Raw genomic sequence first — 19,542 nt, forward strand, 5'->3', positions numbered from 1 at the left:
AGTTCTGCTGGTTGAGTGGCGTTTACCTGGAGGCCGGTCGGCGTTCATCAGAGACTGGGAGACTCACCGACGAGATTCCGGATCTAACGAGAGGGAGAGGTCCGATGCGCATCGCATTCACCGAGGAGCTGCAGTTCATTTCCGACCAGTTGGTGGAGATGGCAGCGCTGACGTCAACGGCACTGGAACAGGCCACCATCGCGCTCATGGAAGCAGACCTGGAGACCGCCGAGTCGGTCATCAGCGCCGATGAGCACATCGACGCGGTCCGCCGCGACCTGGACACCAGGGCGGTCGATGCGCTCGCGCGCCAGCAGCCGGTCGCCACCGATCTGCGCACCCTGGTCACCGCGATGCGGATGAGTGCTGATCTCGAGCGGATGGGTGACCTCGCCCGGCATGTCGCCAAGTTGGCCAGACTGCGCTATCCCAACACCGTGCTGCCCGAGGAGCTCAAGAGCACGTTCACCCGGATGGCCGAGGTCGCCGAGGCCCTCGTCAACGAGGCGGCTCGGATCATCAAGGACAACGACGCCGAGGCCGTCGCTCAACTGAAGATCACCGATGACGAGATGGATGATCTGCACCGTGACGTGTTCCGGGTGCTGCTCGATGACACCTGGTCCGGAGGGGTGCAGGCTGCGATCGACGCGACGCTGCTGAGCCGCTACTACGAGCGGTTCGGGGACCACGCGGTGTCTATCGCCCAGCGGGTGGTCTACCTGGTGACCGGGCAGTGGGACGACGACTACCTCAACGTCGAGGAGCGCCTTGAGGTGACTGAGGTCAGCCGCGCGACCCCGTGACGGACTGAGGTCAGCCGCGCGAGCCGAGTCCAGTCGCGCAAAACCCGTGACCGATTGAGCCCATGTCGCGCAAACCCGTGACGATCGCGGGCTTCCCGTCGTGAGCCGACGTGCCGACGCGAACCAGTTGGTCCCGGCTCTCGCCGGGGGCCTGCACCGCGCGTCAGGTGGCGCTGTCGGCGGTCGTGGCCACGAGGTCGCCGTAGGGTCCGTCCGGAAGCAGGACCGGGGCGAGTCCGCTGCCGGCCTCGCCCAGTGAGGTTTGCACGACGATCGTGAGGGTGCTGCCAGGATTGACCTCCACCGACGGCACCTGCACCGCCTCGCCCGAGCCCTCAGGGCTCTGACCGTCCAGCCGGAGCGCCTGGCCCGGTGCGACGGTCACCGTCGGGTTGAGAGCGACAGCCTGGCCGCCACTGTCGATCGTGAGGGTGACATCGGCCGGCTCCGTGGCGTTGTTGACGACGAGCCCACTGACGACTCCGGCGGCTCCGCCTCCCTCGCTCACCACGAGCAGGTCCCGCACGGCGATGTCGCCGGCGTCGACGGAGACCCCGTCGGCCGGGTCATAGTTCATGTCGGTCGTCACCGGCGAGCTGATCTGGCAGGCGCTGAGACTCAGCGCGGCCACAAGTGCGAACCCGGCGGCGGCCAGGCGACGGGGGCGGGGGGCGAGCTGCGGGGCGGCTGTCCTGGAGATCACGAGGACACTCTAGCCGCCCCCACGCGCGCGTGTTGAAGACCCGCGTGCCCAGGGTGCACCGGGCGTGGTTCACGGGGTCCGATAGCCATTCTCGAGACTCTGACCAGCGCAAATATCATCTCTGTCATTACGTGATCTGCGCCACGCGTGGTAGCCTTGAGGTCCGCGAAAGGGGCTAACTGAAGATGACGTTCAAGGTCGGCGAGACGGTTGTGTACCCGCACCACGGGGCCGCGCTAATCGAAGAAATGAAGACACGCACCATCAAGGGCGAGGAGAAACTTTACCTAAAGCTCAAGGTCGCACAGGGTGATCTGACCATCGAGGTTCCCGCAGACAACTGCGATCTGGTGGGTGTCCGTGACGTCGTCGGCAAGGAGGGTCTGGACAAGGTGTTCGAGGTGCTGCGCGCTGAGCACACCGAGGAGCCGACCAACTGGTCCCGTCGCTACAAGGCCAACCTTGAGAAGCTCGCCTCCGGTGATGTGATCCGCGTGGCCGAGGTGGTGCGCGACCTGTGGCGCCGCGACAAGGACCGTGGCTTGTCCACCGGCGAGAAGCGCCTCCTGAACAAGGCTCGCCAGATCCTGGTCTCTGAGCTCGCGCTCGCCGAGAAGACCAACGAGGACAAGGCCGAGGCCACGCTGGACGAGGTCCTGGCCTCCTGACTCCACAGCACCGCGTCGGCGTCATCCTGGTGGCCGCCGGCCGGGGCACCCGCCTCGGAGCCGACCGGCCCAAGGCACTCGTGCCACTGGGGCACGGGCCCGATGCAGAACCGCTGGTGACACACGCCCTCCGGGGCGTGTTGTCATGTCCGGACCTGTCCGACGTGGTCGTGGTGGCACCGCCGGACCGTATGCCGCAGCTCACCGCCGCGGTCCGCCTCGCCTCCCGACCGGGGTCGCCTGAGGCGTTCGAGGGCGTGCGTGGCCAGGCGGTGTCTGTCCGTGTCGTGCCCGGCGGGGAGGACCGCACCGACTCCGTTGCTGCGGGGCTGTCAGCCCTGGCCGAAGGGGCCGGCATCGTGCTGATCCACGACGCGGCCCGGGCGCTGGCGCCGACCGAGGTGTTCGAGCGGGTCGTGGCAGCAGTGCGTCACGGACATCCGGCGGTCGTTCCCGCGCTGGCGGTGACTGACACCATCAAGACGGTCGACGCGCGTGACCGTGTCGTCGCGACGCCCGAGCGGAGCAGCCTGCGGTCGGTGCAGACACCCCAGGGGTTCCTGCGCGAGACGCTCGAGCGCGCACATCGGCAGTCAGCAGGGTCGGCCACGGATGATGCAGGCCTGGTCGAGGCGATGGGCGGCAGCGTCGTCGTGGTCGAAGGTGACTCCCGCTCACTGAAGATCACCGGACCGGAGGACCTGGCCGTCGCCACCAGCTGGATGCCGGAGACCGCTGCCCGGTGCGCCCGGTCACCCGAAAAGTCGCCACACGGTGCGCCCGGTCATCAGGAATCGCGCCACCCGACGCGTCCGGAGGGGCATGGGGCGTCGCCAGGCCCGGACGGGGAGCGGGCTCCGGTGCTGCTCGTCCTCGGGGGCCTCCCCGGCACCGGGAAGACCACCGTCGCGCGTGCCTGGGCACGGCAACGGGGCGCCGTGCACGTCCGCCTCGACACCATCGAGCAGGCCCTCGTCCGCGCCGACCCCGGCCGAGCAGTCGGCGCGGATGGCTATGCGGCTGCCTACGCCCTCGCCGCGGATCAGCTCGAGCTCGGTCTCGACGTGGTGGCCGACTCGGTCAACCCCCTGCCGGTGACGCGGCAGGCCTGGCGCGACGTGGCCGCCCACCACGGGGCACGGGTCGTCGAGGTGGAGCTGACCTGTGCCGTCACGGAGCATCGAGAGCGAGTCGAGACCCGCACGGCGGACATCGAGGGGCACCAGGTCCCGGACTGGAGGGCGGTGCAGGCCAGCGACTACAGCCCCTGGCCCGACGCCGATCTCTGCCTGGACACCACCGGAGCGGACCTGCGTCACCTCCTGGCACAGATCGAGCAGGCACTCACGGCCACCACCTGAGGTCAGTCCAGCTGGGTCCCGACCTCCGCCGCGATCAGCTCCAGGTGGTCCACCACGTCCTCGGACAGGTCGAGAACCTGCAGATAGACGCGGGAGACCCCGGTCTGCTCGGCCCACTCGCCGATCCTGTCGACCACCTCGCCGGGAGTGCCTGCCAGCCCCTCCGTGCGGAGCCCGTCGAGGTCCCGTCCGATCGTCTGTGCCCGCGCGCTGACCTGGGCGTCGTCGCGGCCGACCACTGCTGTCAGCGCGGCCGACCGGATCAGGCTGTCTGGCTCACGCCCCGCCTCCTGACAGGCCGCGGTGACCCGCTCGAACTGGGTCTGGGCCTGCTCCAGCGGCATGAAGGCCACGTTGAACTCGGCGGCATAGCGAGCGGCCAGCGCGGGGGTGCGCTTGCGGCCTCCGCCACCCACGATGACGGGCGGCCCGGAGGAGATCGGATCGCGCTGCACCGGCTTGGGAAGACCGGGTGAGTCGTGCACGCTGGCCTGCGCCCCGGCATACGAGAAGTGTTCTCCCACAGGGGTTCCCCACAGACCGGTGATGACGGCCAGGGAGTCCTCCAAGAGGTCGAAGCGGTCGCCGACCTCCGGGAAGGGGATGCCGTAGGCCGCGTGCTCGGCCTCGAACCATCCCGCACCGAGCCCGAACTCCACGCGGCCGTCGCTCATCGCATCGACCTGCGCCACCGTGATCGCGGTGGGGCCGGGGAGGCGGAAGGTGGCCGAGCTCACCAGGGTGCCCAGCCGGATGGTGGACGTCTCGCGAGCGAGCCCGGCCAGCGTCGCCCAGGCGTCCGTCGGCCCCGGGAGGCCGTCACCGCCGCCCATCGCCAGATAGTGGTCAGAGCGGAAGAAGGCATCGAAGCCGGCGTCCTCGGCGGTCCGGGCCGCGCGGAGCTGGTCGTCGTAGCTCGCGCCCTGCTGTGGTTCGGTGAAGATGCGTAGGTCCATACCGACCATCCTGTCCGACGAGCGGCACAGGGTGGGAGGGGCCTGACCCCGGACCGAGGCTGTCTAGGGTGTGCCTATGACGAACGGTCTGGCCGGGGCCCCCTTCCGCGTCGGCACCGGCGTGGATGTGCACGCCTATGCCGCTGCGGGCAGTGACAGACTGCTGATGCTGGGCTGCCTGGAGTGGCCCGGAGAGCGCGGCACCGAAGGGCACTCTGATGGTGACGTGGCAGCGCACGCGGCCTGCAACGCGCTGCTGTCCGCCGGGGCGCTCGGTGACCTCGGGTCAGTCTTCGGCACCGACCGTCCCGAGATGGCCGGCGCCTCCGGCGTCCAGATGCTCCAGCACGTCCGCTCGCTGCTGACCGGAGCCGAGTGGCAGATCGGCAACGTGGCCGTGCAGCTGGTCGGGCAGCGGCCCCGGGTCGGCCCGCGACGTCAGGAGATGGAGGCAGCGATGTCGGCGGCTCTCGCCGGTGCCTCGGTGTCAGTCAGCGCAGCCACCTCCGACGGGCTCGGGTTCACCGGTCGCGGGGAGGGGCTGGCCGCCATCGCCACGGCACTGGTTCACCGGCCCTGAGCTGACACCCCGGTCACCTGTTCCCACCAGGACGTGACGCGGGGCGCCGGACCACCTAGATTGGGCGGACGGCATCTCGCCATCGATCACGCAGAGGGAGTCATCAGTGCCTAGCACCGTCAAGGGAGTCATCGCCCGCAGCAAGGGAGCCGACGTCGAGGTCGTCGACATCGTGGTCCCTGACCCCGGTCCCGGGGAGGCCGTCGTCAAGGTCGAGGCCTGTGGCGTCTGCCACACCGACCTGCACTACCGCGAGGGTGGCATCAACGACGACTTCCCGTTCCTCTTGGGCCATGAGGCGGCCGGCGTGGTCGAGGCGGTCGGTGAGGGGGTCACTGAGGTGGAGCCCGGCGACTTCGTGATCCTCAACTGGCGAGCCGTCTGCGGGCAGTGTCGCGCCTGCGCCAAGGGTGAGCCCTGGTACTGCTTCGACACCGCCAACGCCACCCAGAAGATGACGCTCACCGACGGCACCGAGCTCTCTCCGGCGCTCGGGATCGGTGCCTTCATCGAGAAGACCCTCGTGGCCGCGGGCCAGTGCACCAAGGTCGACAAGGAGGCCTCTGCCGCGGCTGCCGGGCTGCTCGGGTGCGGGATCATGGCGGGCTTCGGTGCCGCGGTCAACACCGGTGGCGTGGGGCGGGGTGACTCGGTCGCCGTCATCGGCTGTGGCGGTGTCGGCAATGCCGCCATCGCCGGGGCGGCGCTGGCGGGTGCGACCACCATCATCGCCGTCGACCTCGACGACCGGAAGCTGGAGGGCGCCAAGAGCTTCGGCGCCACTCACACGGTCAACAGCTCCGGCCGCGACCCGGTCGTGGCGATCCAGGAGCTCACCGGAGGCTTCGGTGCGGACCTGGTCGTGGATGCCGTCGGTCGACCGGAGACCTACAAGCAGGCCTTCTACGCCCGCGACCTGGCCGGCACCGTCGTGCTGGTCGGAGTGCCGACACCCGACATGATGATCGAGCTGCCGCTGCTGGACGTCTTTGGGCGGGGCGGCTCGCTGAAGTCCAGCTGGTACGGCGACTGCCTGCCCTCCCGAGACTTCCCGATGCTGATCGACCTGTATCGCCAGGGTCGCTTCGACCTGGACGCCTTCGTCACCGAGACCATCCCGCTGGACGGCGTCGAGCACGCGTTCAGCAAGATGGAGCGCGGCGAGGTTCTCCGATCGGTGGTGCAGCTGTGAACGGCGCGGCACCTCGGATCGACCATGCCGTCACCTCCGGCACGTTCAGCCTGGACGGTGGCACCTGGGACGTGGACAACAACGTGTGGGTCGTCGGGGACGACCACGAGTGCGTGGTGGTTGACGCGCCCCACGACGTCGAGGCAATCCTGGCCGTGGTGGGTGAGCGGACCGTGACGGGCATCCTGTTGACCCACGCGCACGACGACCACATCGACGCGGCCGTGCAGCTCGCCGAGCGGACCGGAGCCCCGACCTATCTGCACGCCGAGGACCGCATGCTGTGGGACCGGGTGCACCAGGAGGCGCCGACCGAGGAACTGGCCGAGGGCGACACGATCGAGGTGGCCGGCACTGTCCTCCACGTGCTGCACACCCCTGGTCACTCCCCGGGGGCCTGCTGCTTCCATGCACCCGCCCTCGGGGCGGTGTTCAGCGGAGACACGCTCTTCCAGGGAGGCCCCGGCGCCACCGGCCGGTCGTTCAGTGACTTCGACACGATCGTCGACTCGATCACGCGCAAACTGCTGACCTTGCCGCTGGACACGGTGGTGCACACCGGTCACGGCGACACCACGACGATCGGTGCCGAGGCCCCGAACCGGCAGGAGTGGATCGACCGCGGGCACTGACGCCGGTAGGAGTGGAGCGCGCACCGTGAAGGTCAGGTCGGGTCAGCCGCCCTGGATCAACTCCAGGCTGTTCATGACCTGCTGACGCAGCTTCTCGGAGATGGGCGCAGAACCGGCGGCGTCGGCCGCGGCCCGCTGGCCCTCTTCGGAGGCGATATATCCGATGTAGTCCTTGATCAGATCGGCGCGCTGTGGATCCTCGTAGGAGGAGCAGACGATGTGGTACGTGACCAGGACGATCGGATAGGCCCCCGAGTCGGTGGTGTCGCGGGCCAGCTCCAGGGCAAGGTCGCCCTCGATGCCGGTGTCGATCAGTTCGGAGGCGTCCACGACCGCAGCGGCGGCCTCCGGCGAGAACCCGACGAACTCGTCACCGACCCCGATGGCGGCCGACTGGCCGGTCACCGAGGAGGCGTCGGAGTAGCCGATCGAGCCCTCGGTGCCGGTGATGACCTGGATGACACCGTGGGCCTGGACTGCGGCCTCACCACCGGGGACCGGCCAGGCAGCATCCGGTTCGTGCGGCCAGGCCTGAGGTGCGGCGGTGGCCAGATACTCCATGAAGTTCTCGGTGGTGCCCGAGTCGTCGGAGCGGTTGACCACGGTGATCGGGGTGTTGGGCAGGTCAGCGTCGGGGTTGTCCGCGGCAATCGCCGCGTCGTTCCACGTGGTGATGTCCTGGTTGAAGATGCCGGCCAGCACCTCAGGTCGCAGGTTGAGCTTGTCCACACCTGGCAGGTTGTAGGGAATGGCGATGGGGGAGATGTACAGCGGCAGGTTCATCGCTCCCCCTGGCCCGCAGACCTCCTTGACGTCCTCTCGCTCCTCCTCGTCCAGTGCTGCGTCGGAGCCAGCAAAGTCCACCGCACCGGTGATCAGTTGCCCGCGGCCGGCGCCGGACCCCACGGCGTCGTAGCGCACGGTCACGTCGGGGTGGAGGTCCCGGTAGCCGGCGATCCACGCGGTGGTGGCGGAGGCCTGTGAGGAGGCACCGGCACCGACCAGGTTGTTGCTGCTGTCGCTGCACGCGGTCAGGGTGAGTGACACCATCGCGATCACGACGGTCGACGCTAGGCGGTGAAGCTTCACTGTTGCACCTCTCTCGTCCTACTAGCCGATGGGCACCTTAGCGGGGCGGAGGCCTCAGCATGGCAGGCCGGGTTGATCCCGGGCCGCCGCGGCCACGAGTCCCGGAGCCGGCCAGTGGACCCCCGGGCGTTGCCTGCTGGGTATGGTAGATCTCGTGGACCAGACCGACCGTCGCAGTTCCCTGCTGGGGATGCTGCTGAGCGCGGTCCTGGTGGGTGCCCTCTCCGTAGCGTTCGCCGACACCGTCACGATGGCGGTGGGACTCGGCGTCGTGCTCATGGTCAGCCTGACCGTCACCACCCATGCGGCGACGCTGGCGGTGACCACATCCGGTGCGGCCATCCCGCGAGCAGACCGGTTGCGGCGACAGTGGGGGCGATCACCGATGCCACTGCTCGAGCCAGACCTGGCGGGCAGACCACAACCGAGGGCTCCGGGGCACACCGCCCCGGAGGTCCTCTCGCCTGCCACCTGAGCTGACCAGCCCCGCGGCGGTCACTGCACGCGAGCACCTCCGAGACGACCCCTCGTCCCGACCTTTCTCGGAGGACCCATGCTGTCCTGGCTCGACCCGCTGCTCCTGCCCGCCCACCACCTGATCGACCTCACCGCCCAGTGGTTTCCGATGCCACTGGTCATCGTCCTGCTGACCATCCTGGTGCGGCTCGCGCTGCACCCGCTGAACCGCGCAACCCACCGTGCGAGCCTGCACCGGCAGCGCATCGCCCCACAACTGAAGGAGGTGCGCACCCAGCACGCCAAGGACCCGGAGCGGCTCCAGCGCGAACTGCTGGAACTGCATCGCCGCGAGGGTGTGTCCCCGGTGGCTGGGTGTCTGCCCGCCCTGGTGCAGTTGCCCGTCATCATGATCATCTATCGGCTGTTCTCTGCCCCGCACATCGCGGGACAGGTCAACGCCCTGCTGCACCACAGCCTGCTGGGTGTGCCCCTGACGGCGCACCTTGCCACCGCCGGGGCCGGGGGCCCGGTGTTCCTGGGGCTCGTCGCGCTCGCTGTCGTCGTCGCCTATCTGACCATGCGGCATACCCGGGCCACTCTGGTGCTGCCCACGCCAGAGACTGACTCGCCGCAGGCCCAGGTCGCCCAGACGATGGGCCGGATCATGCCGATGATGTCCTTCGGCACGGTCCTCGCGGTCGCGGTGCTGCCGCTGGGCACGGGCCTCTACCTGGTCACCAGTGCTCTGTGGACCCTTGGGGAGCGGTATGCCGTGCGTCGCCTGGTCACCATGTGATCCTCTCGTCCAGGGGGTCGTCCTCGGAGACGAGGGTGGGCCAGCCGGGCCAAGGGGCTGGGCGCCTGTCAGGTGCTTGCTGAACCCGGTGCGAGTGTTGACCTGAATGATCTGGTGCAGATCGTCGCGTGGGAGCACACTGGTGCTGTCCGCCCTCAGTGAGGAGAGCCGATGTGCCCAGTGGGTGCCGAGCAGCGCCATGTCTCGTCCGAGCCGATCGTCTGCTCCCGCCGAGTCGATGCCGACCCGGTGCACGCCTTTGAGGTGTTCACCGAGGGGTTTGGCGACTGGTGGGACCCGCGACTGACGCCCGACCCGGCGACCTTCGAGGGCGCCGACGTCGAGGAGGTGGAGGGCGGAGTCGTGGCCCTGCACCACGACGGCCAGGACTACCCGATCGGGGAGGTGCTGGAGTGGGCGATCGGGGAGCGGTTCGTGATGAGTTTCCACCTGTCGCTGCCGCGCGACCACCCGACGACCCTCGAGGTCACGTTTGCGCCCTCGGGCGGTGGCACGCTCGTGACGTTGGCCCACAGCGGGTGGGAACCGGACAACGTCGCGCAGCGCGGCAAGTTCGCCGAGTGGCCCACGCTGCTCGAGCGCTTCGCCGCCACTGTCGTCGCCGGCGACTGAGCCGCCGTGGTCGTTTCGAGCACCTCGCCGCCACGTCGCTGGCGACTGGGCCCGGTCAGATCCACCCGTGCTCCTGTGCCACGGCCCGCGCCTCAGCCCGGTTGCGTGCGCCCGTCTTGCCGATCCCCGAGGACAGATAGTTGCGCACCGTCTGCTCGGACAGGTAGAGCCGCCCGGCGATGTCAGCCACTGTCGCCCCGTCCCGCGATGCCTGCAGTACCTCCTGCTCACGGACCGTGAGCGGGTTGGCCGGAGCACGCAGGGCTGCAACCGCCAGGTCCGGCTGGACCACGACCTCCCCGGCCAGCACGCTGCGGATGGCGGCGGCCAGCTGGTCGACCGGGTCGTCCTTGACCAGGAAGCCCCGGGCGCCCGCGGCCATGGCGCGGCGCAGGTAGCCGGCACGCGCAAAGGTCGTCACGATGATCGCCGTGCAGTCCGGGGCCTGCCTGCGCAGGTCGGGCAGGGCATCCAACCCACTGCCGCCGGGCAGGTCGATGTCGACCAGCGCTACCTCGGCACGGTGCTCCACGGCAGCCGCCACGATCTGGTCACCGCGCCCGACCTGTGCCACGACCTGCATGTCGGGCTCGGCGTCGAGCAGGGACGCCAACGCCGACCGGAGCATCCCCTGGTCCTCGGCGAGCAGGATGCGCGTGGTCATCGACCCTCCCGCACCACGGGCCGGTCCTCAGCATCAGCCAGCGGCACCTCGGCCACGAGCGTGAACCCGTGCGGACTGTGCTGCACGGTCACTGTGCCACCACGCCCGGCCAACCGTTCCCGGAGGCCGATGAGCCCGGTGCCCCTCCGCAGACTGCCCGGTGTGCCGCGCCCGTCATCGGCGACGGTCACCCGCGCCCGTCCGTCGCTGCGGCCCACCGAGACCCGACAGGTGCGTGCCCCGGAGTGCCGCAGGACATTCGTGGTGGCCTCGCGGACCACCCACGCCAGCTGTCGCTCGGCCCCCGGGTCGAGACCGGGCGGGACATGGCCGATCTCCGGCGCGATCCCACCGGCCCGCAGGGCGGCCGCGGCACGGGAGATCTCGTCCTCCAGACTGCCCTCGCGATAGCCAGCCACCGCCTGACGCACCTCGGTGAGCGCGGACCGTCCCAGCGTCTCGATCTCGGAGCCGTGCTCGGCCGCGGCGGCCGGGTCGGCCTCCGCCAACCGGCGCACCGCCTCGGCCTTGACGACGATGACGGACAGGGTGTGGCCGAGCAGGTCGTGCAGGTCCCGGGAGAACCGCATGCGCTCCGCGCTCACCGCCGCCTCGGCGAGCTGCCGGCGGGTGCGGGCCAGCTCCTGGACGGTCGCGGCCAGACGGTGCACGACGAAGGTGCCCATCCCGCTGAGCACCGTGGTGATGGTCAACCAACTGACCACACCCCAGCCCCACCCGGCCGCCAGGCCGCCAGCGCCGCCCAGCACCCCGAGCGCCACCATCGTGAGAGGCACGGCCCGGGGAGGGAGCACGACGGCCGCCGCGATGGCGAGCAGGGCCAGCGTCATGAACGCGATCTCGGAGGCCGCCACGGCGCGGATCGTCCACAGGATCGTGCCGACCAGGGCGGCCAGCAGACTGAGCGGAACCCACGACGGGAGGCGGAACCGGGCTGCATCGACCGGGCGGTAGAAGGTGCTGATCGTGGCCCAGAAGGCTGCTCCAGCGGCCACCAGCAGCAACACATCTCGCCACAGGTGGTCCTGGGCGGCCGCGATGACATAGGCGCCCAGCAGCAGCGGGGCCCAGATCAGGACGAGCCACCGGCCGTGCCGGACCAGCGGACTCGGGGACAGCATGACATCCGGGGCCGTGCAGGCCTCCGGCTCCTGGTGCTCTGCGTTCATCGCGGACACTGGTGCCAACGGTACGCCGGTCCGACCCTGCCCCGGGAGATCATCCGGTCGCCCCCGCGCGGCTCCGCCCAGGGAGGGCCAGGATGAGGATGCCCGCGACGAGCACGTGCAGCAGGGCGAGCGCCACGGTGCCCCCACTGCTCTGCGCGAGAGTCAGGGGACCGCACAGGGACAACAGGGCCACGAGGCTGGCGACCCAGCGCCAGATCGTGGCGCCCCGTGAGGTGAGCCGTTGCAGGACGGCCAGCAGGGACCACCCCAGCAGTCCGGCGACCACGGTGGAGGTGATGACGGCACCGGCGGTGACCGGGGCCGCGCTCCTCGCGCCCGGACCTTCCAGGACCTGCAGGTCGGTGCCGAGGACGGGGCCGGCGACCAGCCACAGGAGCACGGCTGCTGCCGTGGCGCCGGCGATGACGAGGGCACGCCGGGAGCGCTGCGCCTGCGGGCGCGGGTCCGCGGTGGTCCGAGTGGGGTCGGAGACGGTGGACGGCTGCCTGGCGGTCGTGTGGTGGGTCATGCCGACAACGCTAGAAATCACCACCGCTCACCGGCTAGATACTGATGTCGTCGGTGCGCCAGTACATCTGTCCTCGGGACGCCGTCGCGCAGGTAGCCTTGTCCGCGTGACCCTGCGCCTGTATGACACCGCGACCCGTGAGCTGCGTGACTTCGAGCCCCTGGAGCCGGGCCGGGCAGGGATCTACATCTGTGGTCTCACCACACAGGGCTCTCCCCACATCGGGCACATCCGGTTTGCCGTGGCCTTCGACATCCTGCGCCGCTGGCTGGTTCGGGGACACCGCTTGGACGTCACCCTGATCCGCAATGTCACCGACATCGACGACAAGATCCTGCGCAAGTCCGCAGAGAACGACCGGCCCTGGTGGGCCTGGAGCTATCTGCACGAGCGGGCGACGACCCAGGCGCTGGAGACCCTCGGGGTGCTGGCCCCGACCTACGAGCCGCGGGCGACGGGGCACATCACCGAGATGGTCGAGCTGATCGATGCCCTGGTCGAGCGCGGCCATGCCTACCCGGCGGCCGACGACAGCAGCGACGTCTACTTCGATGTCCGCTCCTGGGCCGACTACGGGGAACTGACCCACCAGAAGATCGAGGACATGGAGCCTGCCGCGGACGCGGACCCGCGCGGCAAGCGCGACCCCCGGGACTTCGCGCTGTGGAAAGGCGCCAAGCCGACCGAGCCGGCCACCGCGAGCTGGCCCACGTCCTACGGACGGGGTCGCCCGGGCTGGCACCTGGAGTGCTCGGCCATGGCGCGCAAGTATCTCGGCGACACCTTCGACATCCACGGCGGCGGGGTCGACCTGCGGTTCCCGCACCACGAGAACGAGCAGGCCCAGTCCCGTGCAGCCGGCCTGGGGTTCGCCCGCTACTGGCTGCACAACGCCTGGGTGACCCTCAGCGGCGAGAAGATGAGCAAGTCCCTGGGGAACACGCTGACGGTCGCCGAGCTCACCAAGACCACGCGACCGCTGGTGCTGCGCTACTACCTGGGGGCGGCGCACTACCGCTCCACGATCGAGTACGGCGACCACTCCCTGGACGAGGCGGCCTCGGCCGTCGAACGGATCGAGGGCTTCCTGCAGCGGGCGCTCGACCTCGTCGATGACTCGGGCGCCGTGATCCAGGAGGCCGCGACGGTCGCGGTCCCCACGGCGTTCGCCGCTGCCCTGGATGACGACGTCAACGTGCCCGAGGCGCTCGCGGTGCTCTTCGGGGCGGTCCGTGAGGGCAACCGGACCCTCGAGCAGGGCGAGGGTGCCGACCGAGGTGCGCTGCGGCATACCATCCTGCAGGTCCTGGCGATGACCGACATCCTGGGCATCAACCCGCTCGACCCCGTCTGGGGAAGCGCGGGCACCACGGGCTCGGCCGAGCAGGTCCTGGACGCCCTGGTGCAGGACCGGCTGGACGCCCGGGCAGCCGCCCGCGCCGACCGTGACTTCGCCACCGCAGATGCCATCCGGGACGAGCTCACCGCACGTGGCATCGTGATAGAGGACACCCCCGCCGGCGCCCGCTGGGTGCTGGACCGTCAGCAAGGACCGAGGTAGATCACGTGGCAGGCAACAGTCAGCGCAAGGGTGCCGTCCGCAAGAGCGCCAAGAAGGGCCCCCAGGTCGGCAGCGGCGGGCAGCGTCGCAAGGGGCTGGAGGGCCGTGGCCCGACCCCCAAGGCCACCGAGCGCACCGGGCACCCGGCCGCGCGACGTGCCCGGACGAGCACCTCGACCCGACGCCCGGCACAGCGTGGCGCGCCCAAGGCGAGCACCGAGGTGATCACCGGCCGCAACTCCGTGCTGGAGGCGCTGCGCACCCACGTGCCGGCCAGCACCTTGTATGTCAGCACCCGGATGGAGTCGGACGACCGGATCAAGGAGTCGGTCAAGCTCGCCACCGAGCAGGGGATCGCGATCCTCGAGGCCAACAAGCCCGAGCTGGACCGCCTGACCGATGACGCGGTGCACCAGGGGATCGCGATGCTCGTCCCGCCCTACGACTATGCCCACCCCGACGACCTGCTGTCCGCCGAGCTCCCGGGAAGCCCCCTGGTCGTGGCGCTGGACGGGATCACTGACCCGCGCAACCTCGGGGCGATCATCCGCTCGGTCGGCGCCTTCGGTGGCCACGGCGTCGTGGTGCCGGCCCGTCGGTCGGCCGGGATGACCGCGGCCGCCTGGAAGACCTCGGCCGGTGCGGCGACCCGGGTGCGCGTCGCCCAGGCGACCAACCTGACGACGGCGTTGCAGGACTACAAGAAGGCTGGCTGCTTCATCATCGGGCTGGACGCCGACGGCGACGTGGACCTTCCGGACCTCGAGCTCGCCGATCTGCCCCTGGTGGTCGTCGTCGGATCCGAGGGCAAGGGTCTGTCCCGCCTGGTCCGCGAGAACTGCGACCAGATCGTGTCGATCCCGATGGCTGGCGTGACCGAGTCGCTCAACGCCGGCATCGCCGGCGCGGTGACCCTCTACGAGATCGCCCGCAAGCGACAGCGCTGACCGATCGTGGCCACCGTCCGCGCCGCCACCCGCGGCCTCGTCGTCGCTGACGGCAAGCTGCTGGTGACCGTGCTGCATGGCACGACGGGGGAGTACTGGCTCACCCCGGGCGGTGGCCAGCGGTTCGGTGAGACCAAGCGGGAGAACGCCGAGCGGGAGGTTCTGGAGGAGACCGGCTACCACGTCCGGGCTGGGGACCTGGCCTGCGGCCGTGACTACCTCGGCGTGCGGCACTATCCGGAGTGGGACAGCGGCTTCCAGCAGACCGAGCTGTTCTTCTGGTGCACGCTGCTCGACGACCGCCCCGATCGCTCGGCCATGGAGCCGGATGCCAACCAGAGCGGTGTGCTGTGGGTGCCGCTGGAGGATCTGGTCGGCTCCCCGCTCTTTCCGCGGCGGCTGGCCGCCTGGCTGCACGAGCCGCCTGAGGGCCGACCCGTCTGGCTGGGCGACATCAACTGAGCGATCAGCCGGCCCGCAGTTGGGGTGGTGCAGGGTCGGTGCGCCAGCGCGGGACACGCCGCGACGATAGTGGCACAGTGCACGACACGCCGGCGGGGTGGTGCAGGGTCGGTGCCCCAGCGCGCGACACGCCGCGACGATAGTGGCACGGTGCACGACACGCCGGCGCGCGGCCCGGCGGCTCAGCCCTTGGTGCGGATCGGGATCTCCTGGGTGTCGAGGCCGAGCACGGCCACCTCGTCCGGCTTGCTGGGCAGCACCGTCGCGACATAGTCGGCCACCGCCTCCTCGAGCGGCACGTCATAGTCGGCCCGCTCCGAGAGGTACCACCGGTGCTCCAACAGTTCGTGGAAGAGCTCGGCCGGCTCCAGCTTGCTGCGCAGCTCCGGCGGGACAGTGCGGGTGATCGGCTCATAGATGCTGGAGAGCCAGTCGTGCGCGACGAGCTCCTCGTCGTCGTTCTGCCGGTTCTGCGAGGCGCGGTAGGCATCCAGGTCGTTGAGCAGCCGCCGCGCCTGGTTCTCCTCGACATCCTGACCGGTGAGCCGCAGCAGGCGTCGGCTGTGGTGGCCGGCGTCCACGATCTTCGGCTCGATCTGGATGTGCGTGCCGTCCAGGTCGGTGCTCATCGCCAGCTCCCCGACATCGAACCCGAGGTTGTTCAGCCGGCGGATGCGCTCATCCACCCGCCAGCGGTCACCGCGCTCGAAGCGCTCGGTGGCGGTCAGCTCGCGCCAGAGCAACTCATAGCGGTGCATCAACCGGTCGGCGATCTCCAGGGCGTCGGCCTCCTCGGCGAGCAGCTCACCGGCCGCCAGGTCCATCAGCTCGCCGGCGATGTTGCCGTGCGCGATGTGGAGATCGTGGTTGCGCTGGCCGTTGCTGAGTTGGTTGTGGACCTCGGCGGTCTCCGCGTCGACCAGGTAGGCCGCGAACTCACCGGCGTCCCGACGAAAGAGCGTGTTGGACAGGGACACATCGCCCCAGTAGACGCCGCCCAGGTGCAGACGCACCAGCAGGACGGCCAGCGCGTCCAGCACCCGGCGCGCGGTGTCGGGCCGCAGCCGCTGGCTGAAGATCGCGCGATAGGGCAGCGAGAACTTCAGGTGTCGGGTGACCAGGCAGGCGTCCAGCTCGTTGTCGTCGACATCGGTGCGCCCCGCGATGACCGCCAGTGGCTCGACCGCGGGCTGGTCGATCCGGCGCAGCAGCTGCAGCGTCTGGTACTCCCGCCGGGCCAGCTCGTCCTTGATCTCCTTGACGGCGATCACCCCGCCGGACAGCCGCACGAAGCGGACGACATGGCGCGAGATACCACGGGGCAGGGCAGCCAGGTGCTCCTCGGGCCACTCCTCCAGCGGCACCTGCCAGGGCAGGTCGAGGATGGCGGGGTCCGGCCGGGCGGCCGTGATCTGCAGGGCCATGGTGCCTCCTCTGCTGGGTGCGGTCAGGGCCATTGTCCCCCGACCGCACCCGAGCGCGTGCCGCCAGCCGGTATGCCGTCAGCTGGCCGAGTGAGCTCAGTCGCCGAGGCGGAGGCCGGACTCGGCGTGGAAGACGTGGATGTGGTCGGACTTGGGCAGGAAGTGGACGACCTCACCCTTCTGGGGTGGGGTCCGGCCGTCGACCCGGGCGATGAACGGCCGGTCGTCGGTCACGGCCCCCGGCACCTGGCCGTAGACGTAGGCGTCCGCGCCGAGCTCCTCGACCACGTCGACCTCGACCGGGAGGCCGGTGCCGTCGGTCGTCATCGTCAGGTCCTCCGGGCGCACGCCGACCACGGCCCGCTCGCCTGCGCCGGCCAGGACGCCGCGCTCGATCGGCAGGGTGCCCTCACCGAAGGTCACGCCACCGTCGGTGACCGCGACGTCCATCAGGTTCATCGCGGGGGAGCCGATGAACCCGGCCACGAAGACGTTGTCGGGGTGGTCGTACATCCGGCGCGGGGCGTCACACTGCTGCAGGATGCCGTCCTTGAGCACGGCGACGCGGTCGCCCATCGTCATGGCCTCGACCTGATCGTGGGTGACGTAGACGGTGGTGACGCCGAGGCGGCGCTGTAGGGAGGCGATCTGGGTGCGCGTCTGCACGCGGAGCTTGGCGTCCAGGTTGGACAGTGGCTCATCCATCAGGAAGACCTGAGGCTGGCGCACGATGGCCCGCCCCATGGCGACCCGCTGGCGCTGGCCGCCGGACAGTGCCTTGGGCTTGCGGTCCAGGTAGGGCTCCAGGTCCAGGATCTTGGCGGCCTCCTCAACGCGCTCCCGGATCTCCGCCTTGGACTTGCCCGCGATGCGCAGCGCGAAGCCCATGTTGTCGGCGACCGACATGTGGGGGTAGAGCGCGTAGTTCTGGAAGACCATCGCGACGTCGCGGTCCTTGGGCGGCAGGTCGGTGACCTCGCGGTCGCCGATCAGAATGCGCCCGGAGTTCACTTCCTCCAGGCCGGCGAGCATGCGCAGGCTGGTGGACTTGCCACAACCGGACGGGCCGACGAGCACGAGGAACTCGCCGTCGGCGATCTCAATGTCCAGGGAGTCCACGGCCGGGGTGTCCGAGCCGGGATACGTCCTGGTGGCCTTGTCGAAGGTCACTGTTGCCATAGTGGGACTTCTCCTTCACCGGCAGGAACGTGCCGGACGATCCGTTGTAAAGGACGGTCCCGCCAGCGGGTGCTGACGGAAAGCGCCGGGGCAGTAGTGCCCCGAGAGGTCCCGGCCCCCAAGGAGGCCGGTCACCGGCGGCACTGCCCGTGACTGGTCACACCGTACTCCATTGCAAGATCTTGCAAGATGTGTAAGGTTCTGCCATGCTAACCCACGTCCTGTCCGGGACGAGCACCGGCGCAGGCCGGCCGCGACCCCTCGCGGAACACCGATGTTCGAAGGAGAACACATGAAGCGCACGACCGGCGCGATCGCGATGGCGGGCATCACGGCCCTCCTGCTGACCGCCTGCGGTGGCGACACCGAGTCCGATGACCCCACGACTCCGGCTGGTGGCGAGGAGGAGTCCGAGGCCCCCGCTGACGACGCGGGTGAGGCCACTGACGAGGGTGAGGCCGCCGAGGAGACCGCCGCAGAGGGTGAGGGTGGTGACGGCGCCGAGGAGACCGCCGGCCCGCCGGCCGCCAGTGACGGCACCAGTTTGGTGATCTGGGCGGACGACCTGCGCGCCGCGGCCATCGAGCCGCTGACCGAGACCTTCACCGCCGACACCGGAGTCGAGGTCACGGTGCAGATCGTCGCCCAGGAGAAGCTGCGCGAGCAGTTCAAGGACGCTGTCGGTCAGGGTGCGGGCCCCGACGTCACCATCGGCGCCCACGACTGGCTGGGCGAGCTCGTCCAGAACAATGTCGTGGCCCCCGTGCAGATCGCACCTGAGGTCGCCGAGCAGTTCGTGCCCGAGTCCATCGAGGCCGTGACCTTCGAGGGCCAAGTCTACGCCGTGCCCTACTCGGTCGAGTCCCTCGCGCTGATCCGCAACGCGGATCTTGCTCCGGAGGTTCCCGCCTCCATGGAGGAGCTGGTGACCGACGGTGAGGCACTGGTCGAGGCCGGTGACACTGAGCTGGTCCTGGCCCAGGAGCTGGGCAAGGAGGGCAACGCCTACTCCATGTATCCCTACCTGGCGGCCTACGGTCCCGGCATCTTCCCGCTTCTTGAGGAGGGTGGCTTCGACGGCAGCCAGTCGATCCTGGACTCCCCGGAGACGATCCAGGGCGCCGAGAAGCTGGCCTGGCTCGGTGAGGTCGGTGCGCTGAGCACCAACCAGGACGCCTCCAACGTCATCCCGAACTTCATCGACGGCAAGGCCGCCTACATGGTGTCCGGCCCCTGGGCGATCGATCAGATCACCGAGGGCGGCATCAACTACGCCATCGACCCGATCCCGGACTTCGAGGACGGCGGGGAGACCTCTCCCTTCCTCGGGGTCCAGGCGTTCTATGTCTCGGCCGAGTCGCTGAACCCGCAGATCGCCCAGACCTTCGTCCAGGAGTATGTCCCGACCGAGGAGATCCAGGTCGGCATGTTCGAGGCCGACCGTCGCCCGCCGGCGCTCTCTGCTGCGGCCGAGCAGGTCCAGGCCCAGGACCCGGACGTCGAGGCGTGGGCCACCGCCGCTGAGGGTGGCCTGCCGATGCCGAACATCCCGCAGATGAACGCCGTCTGGGGTCCGCTGGGCAAGGCGACCGCCGACATCGTCGACGGGGCCGACGCGGCCGAGCGGATGGGCACCGCCCAGACCGAGGTCGCTGCCGCCCTCGGGGGCAAGTAGCACCCACCGGATGGAGTATGCCGACCCGGCAGGTCG

Annotated in this window: 21 protein-coding genes; 13 read left to right on the top strand and 8 right to left on the bottom strand. The window is 69.8% G+C overall.

What is annotated here, in order from left to right; translation table 11 throughout:
* Positions 1-104 precede the first annotated feature (104 nt).
* Positions 105-806: a phosphate signaling complex protein PhoU gene (phoU, locus tag DPQ65_RS01720; RefSeq protein WP_114905662.1), complete on the top strand. Its 702-nt coding sequence runs from the start codon at positions 105-107 to the stop codon at positions 804-806.
* A 163-nt stretch (positions 807-969) separates the two neighbouring features.
* Here the strand turns inward: phoU and DPQ65_RS01725 are convergent, their stop codons facing one another.
* Entirely contained in the window at positions 970-1,509 is a 540-nt protein-coding gene (locus DPQ65_RS01725; protein WP_114905663.1) for a hypothetical protein, read from the bottom strand.
* Between the two features lie 185 nt (positions 1,510-1,694).
* Between DPQ65_RS01725 and DPQ65_RS01730 the strand changes: the two genes are divergently transcribed.
* Both DPQ65_RS01730 and ispD read left to right on the top strand, forming a co-directional pair.
* Positions 1,695-2,177, top strand: a complete 483-nt coding sequence (locus tag DPQ65_RS01730; protein WP_109471754.1) for a CarD family transcriptional regulator — start codon at positions 1,695-1,697, stop codon at positions 2,175-2,177.
* 29 nt (positions 2,178-2,206) lie between these two features.
* The gene (gene ispD / locus DPQ65_RS15960) at positions 2,207-3,538 is read left to right on the top strand and encodes a 2-C-methyl-D-erythritol 4-phosphate cytidylyltransferase (RefSeq protein WP_238146617.1); all 1,332 of its coding nucleotides are present in this window, start codon (positions 2,207-2,209) and stop codon (positions 3,536-3,538) included.
* Between the two features lie 2 nt (positions 3,539-3,540).
* Here the strand turns inward: ispD and DPQ65_RS01740 are convergent, their stop codons facing one another.
* Positions 3,541-4,494, bottom strand: a complete 954-nt coding sequence (locus DPQ65_RS01740; RefSeq protein ID WP_114905664.1) for an LLM class F420-dependent oxidoreductase — start codon at positions 4,492-4,494, stop codon at positions 3,541-3,543.
* 76 nt (positions 4,495-4,570) lie between these two features.
* On the opposite strand from DPQ65_RS01740, the gene ispF reads away from it, so the two are divergent.
* The 3 genes from ispF (at position 4,571) to DPQ65_RS01755 (ending at position 6,898) form a co-directional block, all read left to right on the top strand.
* Positions 4,571-5,074, top strand: a complete 504-nt coding sequence (ispF, locus tag DPQ65_RS01745; protein ID WP_114905665.1) for a 2-C-methyl-D-erythritol 2,4-cyclodiphosphate synthase — start codon at positions 4,571-4,573, stop codon at positions 5,072-5,074.
* Positions 5,075-5,180: 106 nt separating this feature from the next.
* Positions 5,181-6,266: an S-(hydroxymethyl)mycothiol dehydrogenase gene (locus DPQ65_RS01750; protein WP_114905666.1), complete on the top strand. Its 1,086-nt coding sequence runs from the start codon at positions 5,181-5,183 to the stop codon at positions 6,264-6,266.
* Positions 6,263-6,898 (top strand): MBL fold metallo-hydrolase, encoded by a 636-nt coding sequence (locus DPQ65_RS01755; RefSeq protein ID WP_114905667.1) that lies wholly within the window; start codon positions 6,263-6,265, stop codon positions 6,896-6,898. The genes DPQ65_RS01750 and DPQ65_RS01755 overlap by 4 nt, the downstream gene beginning before the upstream one ends.
* A 42-nt stretch (positions 6,899-6,940) precedes the next feature.
* Here the strand turns inward: DPQ65_RS01755 and pstS are convergent, their stop codons facing one another.
* Positions 6,941-7,987: a phosphate ABC transporter substrate-binding protein PstS gene (gene pstS / locus DPQ65_RS01760; RefSeq protein ID WP_238146618.1), complete on the bottom strand. Its 1,047-nt coding sequence runs from the start codon at positions 7,985-7,987 to the stop codon at positions 6,941-6,943.
* A 142-nt stretch (positions 7,988-8,129) separates the two neighbouring features.
* Between pstS and DPQ65_RS01765 the strand changes: the two genes are divergently transcribed.
* From DPQ65_RS01765 to DPQ65_RS01775, 3 genes are all read left to right on the top strand, one after another.
* The gene (locus tag DPQ65_RS01765) at positions 8,130-8,462 is read left to right on the top strand and encodes a hypothetical protein (protein WP_162801958.1); all 333 of its coding nucleotides are present in this window, start codon (positions 8,130-8,132) and stop codon (positions 8,460-8,462) included.
* 78 nt (positions 8,463-8,540) lie between these two features.
* Positions 8,541-9,242 carry a YidC/Oxa1 family membrane protein insertase gene (locus DPQ65_RS01770; protein ID WP_114905669.1) on the top strand — a complete coding sequence of 234 codons (702 nt, stop codon included), beginning with the start codon at positions 8,541-8,543 and terminating at the stop codon, positions 9,240-9,242.
* A 171-nt stretch (positions 9,243-9,413) separates the two neighbouring features.
* Positions 9,414-9,875 carry an SRPBCC domain-containing protein gene (locus DPQ65_RS01775; protein WP_114905670.1) on the top strand — a complete coding sequence of 154 codons (462 nt, stop codon included), beginning with the start codon at positions 9,414-9,416 and terminating at the stop codon, positions 9,873-9,875.
* Between the two features lie 55 nt (positions 9,876-9,930).
* Here DPQ65_RS01775 and DPQ65_RS01780 read toward each other — a convergent pair whose 3' ends face one another.
* The 3 genes from DPQ65_RS01780 to DPQ65_RS01790 are packed head-to-tail and all read right to left on the bottom strand — an operon-like array spanning position 9,931 to position 12,258.
* Positions 9,931-10,539 (bottom strand): response regulator transcription factor, encoded by a 609-nt coding sequence (locus DPQ65_RS01780; protein WP_114905671.1) that lies wholly within the window; start codon positions 10,537-10,539, stop codon positions 9,931-9,933.
* Positions 10,536-11,729 (bottom strand): sensor histidine kinase, encoded by a 1,194-nt coding sequence (locus DPQ65_RS01785; RefSeq protein ID WP_114905672.1) that lies wholly within the window; start codon positions 11,727-11,729, stop codon positions 10,536-10,538. Before DPQ65_RS01785 ends, DPQ65_RS01780 begins: the two co-directional genes overlap by 4 nt.
* Positions 11,730-11,778: 49 nt before the next feature.
* Positions 11,779-12,258 carry a DUF6069 family protein gene (locus tag DPQ65_RS01790; RefSeq protein WP_114905673.1) on the bottom strand — a complete coding sequence of 160 codons (480 nt, stop codon included), beginning with the start codon at positions 12,256-12,258 and terminating at the stop codon, positions 11,779-11,781.
* 106 nt (positions 12,259-12,364) lie between these two features.
* Between DPQ65_RS01790 and cysS the strand changes: the two genes are divergently transcribed.
* From cysS to DPQ65_RS01805, 3 genes are read left to right on the top strand one after another with little or no spacing between them, the layout of a single operon-like run.
* On the top strand, positions 12,365-13,819 hold the full coding sequence (cysS, locus tag DPQ65_RS01795) for a cysteine--tRNA ligase (protein ID WP_114905674.1): 1,455 nt from the start codon (positions 12,365-12,367) through the stop codon (positions 13,817-13,819).
* Positions 13,820-13,824: 5 nt separating this feature from the next.
* A complete protein-coding gene (rlmB, locus tag DPQ65_RS01800) occupies positions 13,825-14,766 on the top strand; it encodes a 23S rRNA (guanosine(2251)-2'-O)-methyltransferase RlmB (protein ID WP_114905675.1) in 942 nt (313 codons plus the stop codon).
* Positions 14,767-14,772: 6 nt separating this feature from the next.
* Entirely contained in the window at positions 14,773-15,228 is a 456-nt protein-coding gene (locus tag DPQ65_RS01805) for an NUDIX domain-containing protein (protein ID WP_162801959.1), read from the top strand.
* Positions 15,229-15,410: 182 nt separating this feature from the next.
* Here the strand turns inward: DPQ65_RS01805 and DPQ65_RS01810 are convergent, their stop codons facing one another.
* Both DPQ65_RS01810 and DPQ65_RS01815 read right to left on the bottom strand, forming a co-directional pair.
* Positions 15,411-16,652, bottom strand: a complete 1,242-nt coding sequence (locus tag DPQ65_RS01810) for a DUF4032 domain-containing protein (RefSeq protein ID WP_114905677.1) — start codon at positions 16,650-16,652, stop codon at positions 15,411-15,413.
* A gap of 96 nt (positions 16,653-16,748) precedes the next feature.
* Positions 16,749-17,831 (bottom strand): ABC transporter ATP-binding protein, encoded by a 1,083-nt coding sequence (locus DPQ65_RS01815; RefSeq protein ID WP_114905678.1) that lies wholly within the window; start codon positions 17,829-17,831, stop codon positions 16,749-16,751.
* Positions 17,832-18,123: 292 nt separating this feature from the next.
* On the opposite strand from DPQ65_RS01815, the gene DPQ65_RS01820 reads away from it, so the two are divergent.
* Positions 18,124-19,506 carry a sugar ABC transporter substrate-binding protein gene (locus DPQ65_RS01820; RefSeq protein ID WP_114905679.1) on the top strand — a complete coding sequence of 461 codons (1,383 nt, stop codon included), beginning with the start codon at positions 18,124-18,126 and terminating at the stop codon, positions 19,504-19,506.
* Positions 19,507-19,542: the final 36 nt, after the last annotated feature.

The organism is Ornithinimicrobium murale (genome assembly GCF_003352835.1).
GTDB classification, from domain to species: Bacteria; Actinomycetota; Actinomycetes; order Actinomycetales; family Dermatophilaceae; genus Ornithinicoccus; species Ornithinicoccus muralis.